The organism is Maribacter aestuarii (assembly GCF_027474845.2).
In the GTDB taxonomy this organism is placed as follows: Bacteria; Bacteroidota; Bacteroidia; order Flavobacteriales; family Flavobacteriaceae; genus Maribacter; species Maribacter aestuarii.
Window position 1 is genome coordinate 157,999 of sequence record NZ_CP107031.2, and the last position, 11,309, is coordinate 169,307.

14 protein-coding genes are annotated in these 11,309 nt (G+C 39.1%); 1 reads left to right on the plus strand and 13 read right to left on the minus strand.

What is annotated here, in order from left to right:
* Window positions 1-195: 195 nt before the first annotated feature.
* The 3 genes from N8A89_RS00715 to N8A89_RS00725 all read right to left on the minus strand — a co-directional run bounded on the left by N8A89_RS00715 (window position 196) and on the right by N8A89_RS00725 (window position 3,082).
* The gene (locus N8A89_RS00715) at window positions 196-1,473 is read right to left on the minus strand and encodes a tetratricopeptide repeat protein (protein WP_281540519.1); all 1,278 of its coding nucleotides are present in this window, start codon (window positions 1,471-1,473) and stop codon (window positions 196-198) included.
* Window positions 1,474-1,599: 126 nt separating this feature from the next.
* Complete coding sequence (locus tag N8A89_RS00720) at window positions 1,600-2,376, minus strand: DUF4331 family protein (protein WP_281540520.1); 777 nt, start codon at window positions 2,374-2,376, stop codon at window positions 1,600-1,602.
* 25 nt (window positions 2,377-2,401) lie between these two features.
* Window positions 2,402-3,082: a DUF4331 family protein gene (locus N8A89_RS00725; RefSeq protein ID WP_281540521.1), complete on the minus strand. Its 681-nt coding sequence runs from the start codon at window positions 3,080-3,082 to the stop codon at window positions 2,402-2,404.
* 206 nt (window positions 3,083-3,288) lie between these two features.
* On the opposite strand from N8A89_RS00725, the gene N8A89_RS00730 reads away from it, so the two are divergent.
* Window positions 3,289-4,488, plus strand: coding sequence for an LETM1-related biofilm-associated protein (locus tag N8A89_RS00730; protein ID WP_281540522.1), 1,200 nt, complete (start codon window positions 3,289-3,291; stop codon window positions 4,486-4,488).
* Between the two features lie 68 nt (window positions 4,489-4,556).
* Here the strand turns inward: N8A89_RS00730 and N8A89_RS00735 are convergent, their stop codons facing one another.
* From N8A89_RS00735 to N8A89_RS00780, 10 genes are all read right to left on the minus strand, one after another.
* Complete coding sequence (locus N8A89_RS00735; RefSeq protein WP_281540523.1) at window positions 4,557-5,312, minus strand: LytR/AlgR family response regulator transcription factor; 756 nt, start codon at window positions 5,310-5,312, stop codon at window positions 4,557-4,559.
* Between the two features lie 62 nt (window positions 5,313-5,374).
* Window positions 5,375-5,719 carry a 2TM domain-containing protein gene (locus N8A89_RS00740; protein WP_281540524.1) on the minus strand — a complete coding sequence of 115 codons (345 nt, stop codon included), beginning with the start codon at window positions 5,717-5,719 and terminating at the stop codon, window positions 5,375-5,377.
* A complete protein-coding gene (locus tag N8A89_RS00745) occupies window positions 5,709-6,068 on the minus strand; it encodes a 2TM domain-containing protein (protein ID WP_281540525.1) in 360 nt (119 codons plus the stop codon). The genes N8A89_RS00740 and N8A89_RS00745 overlap by 11 nt, the downstream gene beginning before the upstream one ends.
* 1 nt (window position 6,069) lies before the next feature.
* Complete coding sequence (locus N8A89_RS00750; RefSeq protein ID WP_281540526.1) at window positions 6,070-6,402, minus strand: 2TM domain-containing protein; 333 nt, start codon at window positions 6,400-6,402, stop codon at window positions 6,070-6,072.
* Window positions 6,393-6,695, minus strand: a complete 303-nt coding sequence (locus N8A89_RS00755) for a 2TM domain-containing protein (protein WP_281540527.1) — start codon at window positions 6,693-6,695, stop codon at window positions 6,393-6,395. The genes N8A89_RS00750 and N8A89_RS00755 overlap by 10 nt, the downstream gene beginning before the upstream one ends.
* Window positions 6,696-6,738: 43 nt before the next feature.
* Window positions 6,739-7,017: a 2TM domain-containing protein gene (locus N8A89_RS00760; protein ID WP_281540528.1), complete on the minus strand. Its 279-nt coding sequence runs from the start codon at window positions 7,015-7,017 to the stop codon at window positions 6,739-6,741.
* Between the two features lie 135 nt (window positions 7,018-7,152).
* Window positions 7,153-8,496 carry a 2TM domain-containing protein gene (locus N8A89_RS00765; protein ID WP_281540529.1) on the minus strand — a complete coding sequence of 448 codons (1,344 nt, stop codon included), beginning with the start codon at window positions 8,494-8,496 and terminating at the stop codon, window positions 7,153-7,155.
* Entirely contained in the window at window positions 8,493-9,116 is a 624-nt protein-coding gene (locus tag N8A89_RS00770; RefSeq protein ID WP_281540530.1) for a tetratricopeptide repeat protein, read from the minus strand. Before N8A89_RS00770 ends, N8A89_RS00765 begins: the two co-directional genes overlap by 4 nt.
* Window positions 9,117-9,284: 168 nt before the next feature.
* Window positions 9,285-10,415, minus strand: a complete 1,131-nt coding sequence (locus N8A89_RS00775) for a Gfo/Idh/MocA family protein (RefSeq protein ID WP_281540531.1) — start codon at window positions 10,413-10,415, stop codon at window positions 9,285-9,287.
* 8 nt (window positions 10,416-10,423) lie between these two features.
* Entirely contained in the window at window positions 10,424-11,284 is an 861-nt protein-coding gene (locus tag N8A89_RS00780) for a sugar phosphate isomerase/epimerase family protein (RefSeq protein ID WP_281540532.1), read from the minus strand.
* Window positions 11,285-11,309 lie beyond the last annotated feature (25 nt).

Here is an 11,309-nt window from a genome sequence, read left to right on the forward strand (position 1 = left end):
CTGCTTAAAATACGATATTATGCATTTGGTCGATAAATATATGTATTTCATCCATACAAGTCTTAATAAAAACTTAATTTTCGATGAAATGCACTATAGAAAACGCCACGATTTAAAAATCGTGGCGCATCCTAAAAAACAATCCAACCTAAAAACGATCCAGGATACAACCCAAAATATGGGGAGGACAGTTAATTATAAATCCTGGATTTGTTTTTTCATATTGGGCCCTAGTTCATATATGGCTCCAATTAATTCTCCCTTAAGCGCTGCCACCTTTTCTGAATTTCCATTTGCCTTATAGACTTCGGCGGCATGGAATAAAAGTGCTGGTTCAAAGGTTTTACCATCTACGTGGTCCTTAACAATCTCTTGCGCCTTTTGCTTGTTACCCATTTTAAGGTGGCTGTAGGCCAACCAGCTATAAGATTCCGCAGTAGGTCTATTTTCTACCTCTTTTTCGGCTAATTGCAACGCTTTATCAAATTGTTTGGTTTCCTCGAGGTACAAGCCGACGTTGTAAGCATTATACATATCCCCATAATCAGGATTTTCGATAGCCAAAAAATATCTATCCAAATTTTCAGACCTCTTGTAATCATCATTTAGGTAATCCGCAATTTCTGCTTTCAACAAATAATAATCAGGGGCATTGTACTGTTTCGTAACCGAATCCAGTATGCGCATAGCTTCTTCTGGATTATCATCATTGGAAAACGCTATCCACGCAATACCTTTTTTTGCATAGGCATTTTTTGGGTCCAACTCCAAAGCCCTTAGATAATGGTTATAGGAATCAGTTATTCTTCCTGCATGTCCATAATAATCGGCTAAATTGGTAAAGCTCCAAACCATCAACGCTTTGTTTTTGGAAGATTCCGCTTTCTCTTTTGCCTTTTCCATGAATTTTATGGTGGTATCCAGGTCACCTTTGTAATCGTTCCATTTGGAAAGACGTATCAAGTAACCAAAATTTGACATGTTCTTTATACTATCTAAATATTGCTCTGCCACATTGTAATTACCGAGTTCCATATGCACATCGAACAATAGACTGTGGGAATCCATTGATCCGCCACCAAGTTCACTCGCCTCTTCGGCTAGCACCAGAGCTTCCCTAAAGCGATGCTGGGAAATATAATTTCTGGCCAAAGCCCTTCTATAACCTTCTTTGCCAATATTTGCAATGGCCACTGCTTTGGTAAGCGCTTGTTCTGCTTTTTTTAAATAATGTATGTCTCCTGTATTTTTAAAGAACCGTGTATACTCACCTGCCACGTTTCCAAAGCTTAATAATTGTATACTGTCAGGTTTAATTTTTGAATTCCATAACTCAAAATACTTAGAAGTTGTTTCACTATCGGTACTGGCCAAGTACTTATCGTAATCCTCCTTTTTAGCAATGTTGTTCTCATCTTTGGTACTGCAGGAGAACAGTAGTAGAATGGAAAATATATAAATTATAGGTTTCATCAGTTTGTTTTTTTTTGATAATCAATTTAAATAAAAAAGGGAGAGCGTTAAACCCTCCCTTTAACTCCTTTTTCATCTGCAATTTCTATTGTTACCGGTTGTTGAATCCGGTCTCTTTTTCAAAGACTATTCAGGAGCCCCGATATACGGGAAAGTTGTTGTAATATTATCAGCTGTTAGACCTACTCCGTCCGTTACCAACTGTGGTAGACCCCCTTCGCCATTAAAACGTGCTCCGTCACCACCTCCGAATAAAAGGATTAGGGAAACATCAATTACGTCATCTTGCAAAGTTCTACCAGTAAGACCAATAGCACCTTCATAATTTGGTCCACCGGAACCAGGGTTAAAATATGTTGTAGGTGCGTTTGGCGCTACTTCTAGAACATCCGTCGCCAAAACCGTAGTCAAAACTTCGGCGGTTACAGGGTTATTGGTAAAACCATCATCCTCAGGTCCGTTTAATATATCACCTAAAATATTTGGTTCATAGTTTATATCTGCAGGGTCTGCTCCCAACGCAACAGCATAAGCATCATGTAGAGCCTCTAGCCTTGCCTCGTAGCCCGCTTGAAAGGAAGCCCCCTGTTCAGAAGGAATAGATACGTTATGTGCGTTTTTAGTCTCATCATTACCGCCAAATACGGTATTGATTCCAGGTCTTCCCATAAAATCTTCTTGAGCAAAAGTTCCTGTGAAATCTGGCTCCATCATGGCTACCTCACATGGTTCACAAGTAGTTCCACCACAGTCTACCCCACTTTCATCACCGTTCATTATGCCATCATCGCAAGTGGCCATTGGCACTGGAGGTTCGGTAAAATCATCATCGTTGTTACAAGATGATAATAAGGCTACGGCAAGAAGCGGTAGGTACAAATATTTTATATTGTTAAGTTTCATATTTTCTATATTTTAATATTCTTAATTACTGCTTTCTGTTTGTAGTTACCCATGTTTTGTAAACCGGCACTCCAATTACGTTCGTTCCCGTGGTCTCTCCTAACATACTGTTTGGAATCTCTACTACGATAGACATGGTGTTAGCCCCGTCAAAAGTATCCTCCCCCGGTACATTAAAACCGGAATTGTCTTCCATAGAGGGAGCCAATACTTGGTTGAAACGAAAAAAGTCGAAGAAAAAAGCATCCTGTCTTGGACCGGCAAACAATGAAACACCGTCTGCTGTAGTTTCAACTATTGCAGTATCCGATGATATATCTACGGAACCCAAGGGAGAACCTGCCAATACCGTACCGCTCAATCCTGTTGCGCTTGGTGCTGCAGGACCAAAGAAATACATTTTACCATCTCTAGGAATAACTTGAATAACCAAATCTTCTACCACATCATTATCAGTGTCGATATTAATTTCCACTAAAACATCCTCATCAAAAGTCCCGTATGGTAGACCTTCTACTACATTCGTCTGTAGGTCCACTATAAAAACTGTGTTGTCCGAACCTTCTGTTGGTTCAAACGCGTAAAAATCGGCTATATCCGATGTAGTTCCCGTGGTGCCCGGCGCATCAATGTGATCGGCCGCCACCAATAAAGCCCCTGCTATGGCTACTCCCGCAAGGCCCAAAAATAATTTTGATTTTTTCATTTTGCTTTTAATTTTTAGATTAGAATCACCAATACTTACGGGGCAATAAATGGAGGGTTTGGTTTTAAATGTTAAAATTTTGTTAACGATATTTTACAGTGCACCGACTTTAAAGATTAGATTAGGAAGGGGACAATTTCAATTTTGGTCGATTAAGGATTGACCAATCCCCTTTATTATATAACTTTGACGCTTTAATTCATCACATGAACCCATCAACATCTGGCTGGATAGATAAATTTGGCTTTTTAGTCAAAGATCATAAGAGCGCCTTTCTCTCCTTTGAGGAATTATATCGAAGTGTGAAGAAAACGGGGTTTGTGTATGGACTAAATACAGGAATACCACCATTCATTATTCCTGAACATAAACTGTCTGAAGACGAAAAGGCTAAGATTAATTTGTTGAGCGCACTTTATTTCACATTCAACTTAGAAACTAAAGAGGCCAACTTTAATACGTTTCTGGAATATATTTTCAAATTCTATAAAGCGCTTGAACTAGACCATGTATCTTTTTTGGGCAAGCTGTTTACGGGAAACAAAACCTCTTCCAAATTAGAGAAATTGTTGGAATCCAGGATATATATAGAAGATAATCTAATAAGTAAGACTTTCAATGCCTTCATCACCAATTCGCTCCTTTTTATAGATGTGCTTTTGTTTAAAAAATACTTGACCGACCAACGTAATATTAAAAAATATGCGCAAAAAATAGAATATTTGGCTATTAATATTACGTATCACACGTTAAATTCCAAGGAGCAAAATAAGAGTGATGAGAACCTTGCTTTGCTCTTGGCCTCATCTTTGACCTATATAGAAAGTGATATTCAAAATTTTGACGGTTCTTACAGGGAACAGCTTTTGCCAACAAATGCAGTTTGGGAAAATCGGTATTTATTGGATATGGCCTGTTTGACCGTGTGGGAGGACCATTCGCTTGAATACAAGGAATCTGAATTTATTTTTGGAATTGGTAAGGATTTAGGACTGGACCAGGATTATATTCTCCAAGCATTGACCAACGTAACTAATTTCTTTGCGGAGAACGAAGAAGCCATACCCTTTCTGAAACAGCAGAACCTTGGCCTTAAGTTTTACGAAAGTATGGGCAAATTGGTGAATAGGCTCATTTTAAGGAACAGCAAACGATTGCAAAAAGAACTTTCGGAAAGTGCGGAATTGGTAACCTTACTTTCAAAATCTACCGTCCGTGATTTGAGTAAGGAAGAAAAGAAAAAAGTGCAAAGTCAGCTGCTGGATATTTTTAAAAGTATACCATCATTAGCCATATTTATCTTGCCGGGCGGGGCTATCCTCTTACCTATTTTCGTTAAACTGATACCCAAGTTGTTACCGTCTTCCTTTGATGAGAATAGAATAGAAAAAGAAGAAAAAAAGTGATGTTTTCGGGGTATAGACAAAATCTATAATAAATTATAGATTGCTTATTACCAATATTTTAAATAAATTTACTCCAACCAAAGCTTAAAGTCCTTAACCCGCTCTCTACTTACGATAATTTCTTGCTCAGAAAAGTGGTTCAGCTTAATTTGAAGGCGTGAATTCGTATAGGAAATGATATCCTTAATATGATTTATGTTTACATAGAACTTACGGCTTACCCTAAAGAATATCTTAGGTTCCAATTCGTTTTCTAAATTTTCCAATGTAGTGTCCAACAAGTAATTTCTACCATCAGAAGTGGCGGCATAGGTACCCTTGTTTTCGCTGTAAAAGCATTCGACCTCATCTGCATTGATAATCTTCAGATGCTGACCCACTTTCGCCGTGAATCTTTTTTTATATTCCCTTTCCAAAGGATTTACCAATAATTTCTTGATATCGTCAAAATCCAAGGCTAACTTCTGGGCGGATGGTTTCAAAGACTTGAATTTCTTCACAGCACTTTCCAATTCCTCGTCATCTATAGGTTTTAACAAGTAATCAATACTATTCAGCTTAAAAGCCTGCAAGGCATACTCGTCGTATGCAGTGGTAAAAATTATAGCGCTTTTCACCTCAATGATATCGAATATTTCAAAAGAAAGTCCGTCCGATAACTGAATGTCCAAAAAGATAAGATCAGGGTGTTCGTTTTCTTGAAACCATTCGATGGACTCTTCCACGGAATGTAGCATGGTAGATACCTCAACACCCAGCTCGGCCAACAAGCGCCCCAATCTCCTCGCTGCTGGTTTTTCATCTTCAATAATTATTACGTTCATGCTATTCATTTTTTTTAATCCCTCCCAGATAACTTATACATAATATACTCTTGTTTCTATTACTATTTATACTTTGCCGAATCGTTCTTATCGCTTTCCATGAATTTTCTAATCTGTGCTTCTTCCCAATTTTTACTTAAAATAGATTTCGTAGAAAATACGTTTAGCCCATGGAAGAACAATCCTATGCCCCAGAAAAACCACACAGCAAAAGTACCAACGTGCCAAAAAGGCCACATAAAGGTTTCGCCAAAATAAGAATTGCCGATAAGTTTAACCATAACGAGCATCGTATTTATTACTAAATATACAGTAAGATGTTTGTAAAACCCTTTTAATGCAACCACCTTCTCCTTAGCCTTTTTTAATTTGGCGCTTTGGCTATAATCCTCCATTTCAATCTTCATTTTCTTCCCGTAAAAATTTTTCTAATTGTCTTTTCTCCCACTTTTTTAAGAATTCAGGCTTTAATTCCTGCCATGTTTGGGATTTGAATTTAAATACATACAGTCCGTGTATTGCAAGTCCAATACCCCAAATAATAGGGGTTCCCAAAAGATTAAGGCTTGCCCAGTCACTAAAATTCTTTTCTTGCATCCAAACATAATCGTCCTTGAACCAATTGAAGAGATTTAATTTTACAACTAACAAGAGAATATTTATAACTACATAAACTCTAAGGTGACGATAAAACTTTTTCATATCGTTCACGCGCTTCTGGGCTTTCAAAAATTTCTCTGATTGCTTGCTTTCCATGTTATTTAAATTTTTCAGCTTCCTTTCTATCCTTTTCTATATACCTCTGAATTTGGCGTTCTTCCCATTGTTTAGAGAAAATCGGGTTGTAGGAGAAGACCTTTAAGCCGTGGAAAAATAGACCGATTCCCCAAAAAAACCAAATGGCAAAACTTCCAAAATTTAAGGTGTCCATAAAAGAATCCCCATTACTCATTCTACCAATAATCGTGCTTAGCGTTATGAAACAGTTCACCCCTATATAAGCTGCCAAATGCCAATAAAATCCTTTGAGTTCGTGTAAGCGCTTCTTGGCCCTTTTTAATTTAATTTTATCATCCTCCATTATTTCCATCTTTTTTGATCTTCTTCTTTTTCCATCAACTCCTTAATTTTACGGTTCTCCCAGTCCTTGCCAAAAAAAGGGTTGAAATCGAAGGCCTTTACTGCCTGAAACACCAATCCTATCCCCCATCCAAATGCTGCCCATAGGAACCATGGGTATCTCCACTCGTCTATCCAGTAATTAAGGGCCCCCAGGAGGGTAATGAATATTGCGTAAGACACTAAACTGCCGTAAAATTTCTTAAGCGCTTCAACCCGAGTTTTAGCCCTAAAATATTTGTCTTCTCTATTCCAATTTTCCATGATATAATTGTTTGGCTACTGTCTACTTAAAGATACCAATTTTTCAAAATTGGCTCTCGTCCATGAATTCCTTGATTTTACGTTCTTCCCAGTTTTTTCCGAAAATAGGATTATAGTTATAGGCTCTGCTCCAATGGGCTAGTAATCCTATTCCCCATCCCAAAGCGGGGAAAATAAACCACAGGAAACTAGTCGTATTAAAGTTAACCCATGCTAAAAAAGAAATGACGATACAATAGGCGAGTAAGTTCATGTAAAAAGACTTAAGTGTTTCCAATCTTTCTTTAGCTTTTTGGTATCTGTAGGCGTTTATATTTTCCATGATATTAATTTTTTAATTAGTTATTAATTACACTTCAAATATCCCCAATGAGCTGCGTTTTCAAAAAAACAGATTACCGAACTGTAGTATTTAATGGATAGATTGACTTTGTAATTATAGCTGTTGGCAATAAAATTAAAAGTCTTCTTTGTCCATCAATTCGCGTAGTTTTTTCTCCTCCCATCGTTTGCCCCAAATCGGGTTGTAACCAAAGGCCTCCATACCGTGCGTTAAAAGACCAAATCCCCATCCAAGAATAGGAAAAATAATCCATGGGAAACTGGTAGTTTTGAGGTTAAGGTAAGCCAAACATGGAATGACGATACAATAGGCAATGAGATTGCCATAAAATCCTTTAACGGCTTCCACACGCTCCTTGGCCTTCTGATACCTTTTATCCTCAATAAAATCTTCTTGCGACTCTACAACAGATACCTGTTGCGTTAGCATGGGCAAATGTACCGTGAAGTCTTTATTTGTTTTATCTATAACCATTTCACGTTTACTGAGTAGCGCATAGCGTTGTCTTATATTCTGAAGCCCCACCCCACTACTCTTTTTAACGACCTGTTTTTCCTGTAAATTATTGGTCACTTTCAAAAAGCCGTCTTCCTCATAGATACGGATGTGTAATGGTTTGACTGAATTTACCACGTTGTGTTTTACCGCATTTTCCAGCAATAATTGAAGAGATAAAGGAACTATTTTGGCCTCTGGATTACTACTGGCCTCGGGAATCTCCAAAATAATACTATCCTCAAAACGCATTTTAAGCAATCGTACATAAGTCTTGGCAAATTGAAGTTCTTCATCTACCGAAACCAAATCCTTATTCTTTTGCTCTAAAACGTACCGATATACTTTGGAAAGCGAGGTTGTGAATTTCTGGGCCTGATGTGGGTCTTCATCAATGAGACTGGTAAGCACGTTTAAACTATTAAATAAAAAATGCGGGTCTAATTGGTTCTTTAAGGCATCAAACTTTGCCGATGCCGTACCCGCTATTATTTTCTGTTCTTTGACTTTGCTTTCTTGACGATACTTGTAGTACCATATCGCATAGAAGATCAGCGCAATTCCCAACGCTATTAATATGGGCTGTCTATAGTTTTCCAATGTCTGTGAGGCCAAGACCTGTTGAAAAGATCTGTCATAAAAGCCTGTTAATATAATCCACCTAGCAAAAAATACCCCAATACAGGATACTAGGATATTACCCGAAACGGCTATGGCCATTCTTTTGGCAGTGTACAGAAAATTATCGTATCGTTTTAAAAGAAATACAAACCAAAACGTATTAACCATATAAAGGATGGTCGAGAATATCATTGTTTGAAAATATTCCGTCCATAAATCACTCACCAGATATTCATACTTCGTATTATCCGTGAGAGAATAGTAGGCAATAAATCCAATAAAGACGAGCGTTCCTACTAGAAACGCCCTGAAAATCTCTTTTAGAAATCTATTTCTGCTCATTTACCACATTCTTTTGCAATGGTTTCCGCCCTATCGGCTCCCCAATTGGGATGAAAAGGACTCTCGGCTTTAAAGTTAGCAAAAAGTTCCAACGAACGTTCTACATCCTGGCAATACGGAGTTACGTCCTGCCCAAAATAGCGCGCGGAGCCCATATCCCATTCTGCCTTGGAAAAAACTACCCTGGGATTATCGGGCGCCAGTTGTAAGGCCTGTGCATATAAAGCAGTTACTTTGCCAGATAGTGTCATTCCGTAGGTGGCCCCATCAAAAGCAATCCAAGCCGTATGGGTCATGGCCTGTTGCACTAGAATTTCTGGGTTGTTCGGCGAAATCGATTTTGCTATATCTATATATTCCTGGGCCTTGTCCAGTTGTTGTTTCAATTTCTTCTCATCTTTTTCCCCAAAGGAAATTATGGTATTTATCTGGGCAACATAATAGTAGGGCAGCCAATTTTCGGGTTCTGCAGCACTAATACGTTCAAATAGATTGGAAGCCTCATTGGCTTTTCCTTCACCCCATAAGGTAAACGCCTTTTGCATTCCGGTGGTATATTGGTCTTGGGCCAGACCTGAAGTGGCGATAACTAGAACTACTAATGTGATAATTTTTTTCATGACTGATTGATTTATAGATTCATTTTTTTAGTTGCACAAATCTCCTTCTACTCCTTAGAAAACTAAAAAAAGAAATACCGAACCGTCAATTCCGAAGACTGAATTGAAATAAACCGAAAAACCCGGATAACATCCGGGTCTTTCAGTTCGTAGTTAAAAAAGAAAATTTTATTTGGTAAACGTAAAATCGGGTAACCTAATAAGCCGGCCTCCCTTTTGTGCCGACTCATGGGACAAAATACCCACACAGGTAATATTGGCCGATTGCCGTGCATTGGGATATGGCGAAGCACCCTTCATCAAAGCGTCGATAAAGGCATGGACCAAGTGCGGATGTGAACCACCATGGCCTGCTCCTTGTGTAAATGACAAGTGTGTATTGTCATCCTCATCATAAACGCCCTTGGTGGTGAAGGATTGGATTTCCTCAGGCAATAATTTTGCGAAATCCGGGCTTTCTACTTCTTCCGGGATTTCTGGTTCCGGTTTTTTGGCGGTATGTACTACCAAAGGTTTTCCTTCGATCAATGGCCATTCCACGGATTTATTGGAACCGTAGACCTCAAAACTTTCCCTATACTGTCGGGCCACATCAAACAACGAACGGTATACTTGTGCGCTCAAATCGGAATCCTTAAACTTAATATGTGTAGTTTCTACGGCGTAGGGCGAATTGTATTCCTTAATCAATTCCTCACGTATCGTTCCCGAACCAAAACAGGAAACATATTCGGCCTCATCTTGGGTCAATCCCAATACGGGGCCTACACAGTGCGTTGCGTAATGCATGGGTGGTAATCCTGGCCAATAATTGGGCCATCCGTCCATATCCTGCTGATGACTTGCTTTTAAAAATTGAACTTTACCAAGCTCCCCATTTTCATACAGTTCTTTCATATACAGGAACTCCCGGGCATAGACCACGGTTTCCATCATCATATAGGTCAATCCGGTATCTTCAGTGAGTTCTACTATTTGTTTACATTCCTCCACCGTCGTGGCCATGGGAACGGTACAGGCGACATGTTTACCTGCTTTTAAAGCCTTTATCGATTGTTCACCGTGATTTGGTATTGGGGTGTTGATATGAACCGCATCAATACCGGAATCCTTTAATAACTCCTCATAGGACGTGTATCGCTTTGGGATGTCAAAAGCATCAGCAATTTCGTTCAGTTTGTCCTGGTTTCGCTGACAGACCGCAACCAATTCCGCATGCGGATGTTTCTTGTAGATAGGAATGAACTCGGCTCCGAAACCGAGTCCTATAATCGCTACTCTTATTTTAATATCACTCATTACTATCACTAATTATTAAACGTTCTCTTTAAAAATTCCAGCCCTTTTAGGGCAAACTCGTCCTGATTTGAGGCCAATTTCCTCCAAATATTGACGGCGGCCGCCAATTTTTTATTTTCCGGGGTAAAACTTTCCATGACGATGGTCCCTTTATAATCAACATCTGACAATCCCTTTGCAAAATCCGACCAAGGGGTAAGGCCAGTTCCCGGGATTCCCCTGTGATTTTCCGAGACTTGTACGTGGATTAATTTATCACCTACCAACGTAATTGCCTTATATATATCGTGCTCTTCAATGGTCATATGAAAACCATCCAAGGCAACCTTTAAACTTTCTTCATCGATATCCCGAATCAATTGCATGACCTGTTCGGCGGTATTGACCAAATCCGATTCAAATCGGTTCAATGGCTCCAAAGCAATATCCAATTGATATGCCCTGCCAATGGCCGCCAGCTTTCCCAAGTTGGTGACCGATCGGTTCCATTCTATTTTTCGCTGCTCGTCGGATGCCAATCGTGCCTTCCCTACGGCGGCGTACAATGGCCCGGCAACGAAGGTTGCCTCCAACATCTTCGCAACTTCAAAACAGGCCTTCGCATGCTCAAAACAGTTTTCGTATAATTGAGGATTTTCCCCGGTCAAGTCCTTATCATCCCCAAAAACCACACATATAGAAGGCTTTAATCCATTGTCCAGCAATGCCTTTTTCACCATTTTCGCATCGATTAAAAAAGGGTCTTCCAAAGGTATCTCCACCACATCGAACCCCATTTCTTTTATTTTTGGAAATAGTGCTATGGACTCCGTTGTAAAGGGCGATTGCCATAGCCAGGTACTCACTCCAAAATTTATGTTGTTACTCATTCTTTCGCTTTCTAAATTTTGAATC

Coding starts and splice junctions, on each gene's coding strand:
- N8A89_RS00715 (WP_281540519.1), bottom strand. CDS start 1,473: ATGAAACCTATAATTTATATATTTTCCATTCTACTACTGTTCTCCTGC.
- N8A89_RS00720 (WP_281540520.1), bottom strand. CDS start 2,376: ATGAAACTTAACAATATAAAATATTTGTACCTACCGCTTCTTGCCGTA.
- N8A89_RS00725 (WP_281540521.1), bottom strand. CDS start 3,082: ATGAAAAAATCAAAATTATTTTTGGGCCTTGCGGGAGTAGCCATAGCA.
- N8A89_RS00730 (WP_281540522.1), top strand. CDS start 3,289: ATGAACCCATCAACATCTGGCTGGATAGATAAATTTGGCTTTTTAGTC.
- N8A89_RS00735 (WP_281540523.1), bottom strand. CDS start 5,312: ATGAACGTAATAATTATTGAAGATGAAAAACCAGCAGCGAGGAGATTG.
- N8A89_RS00740 (WP_281540524.1), bottom strand. CDS start 5,719: ATGAAGATTGAAATGGAGGATTATAGCCAAAGCGCCAAATTAAAAAAG.
- N8A89_RS00745 (WP_281540525.1), bottom strand. CDS start 6,068: ATGGAAAGCAAGCAATCAGAGAAATTTTTGAAAGCCCAGAAGCGCGTG.
- N8A89_RS00750 (WP_281540526.1), bottom strand. CDS start 6,402: ATGGAAATAATGGAGGATGATAAAATTAAATTAAAAAGGGCCAAGAAG.
- N8A89_RS00755 (WP_281540527.1), bottom strand. CDS start 6,695: ATGGAAAATTGGAATAGAGAAGACAAATATTTTAGGGCTAAAACTCGG.
- N8A89_RS00760 (WP_281540528.1), bottom strand. CDS start 7,017: ATGGAAAATATAAACGCCTACAGATACCAAAAAGCTAAAGAAAGATTG.
- N8A89_RS00765 (WP_281540529.1), bottom strand. CDS start 8,496: ATGAGCAGAAATAGATTTCTAAAAGAGATTTTCAGGGCGTTTCTAGTA.
- N8A89_RS00770 (WP_281540530.1), bottom strand. CDS start 9,116: ATGAAAAAAATTATCACATTAGTAGTTCTAGTTATCGCCACTTCAGGT.
- N8A89_RS00775 (WP_281540531.1), bottom strand. CDS start 10,415: ATGAGTGATATTAAAATAAGAGTAGCGATTATAGGACTCGGTTTCGGA.
- N8A89_RS00780 (WP_281540532.1), bottom strand. CDS start 11,284: ATGAGTAACAACATAAATTTTGGAGTGAGTACCTGGCTATGGCAATCG.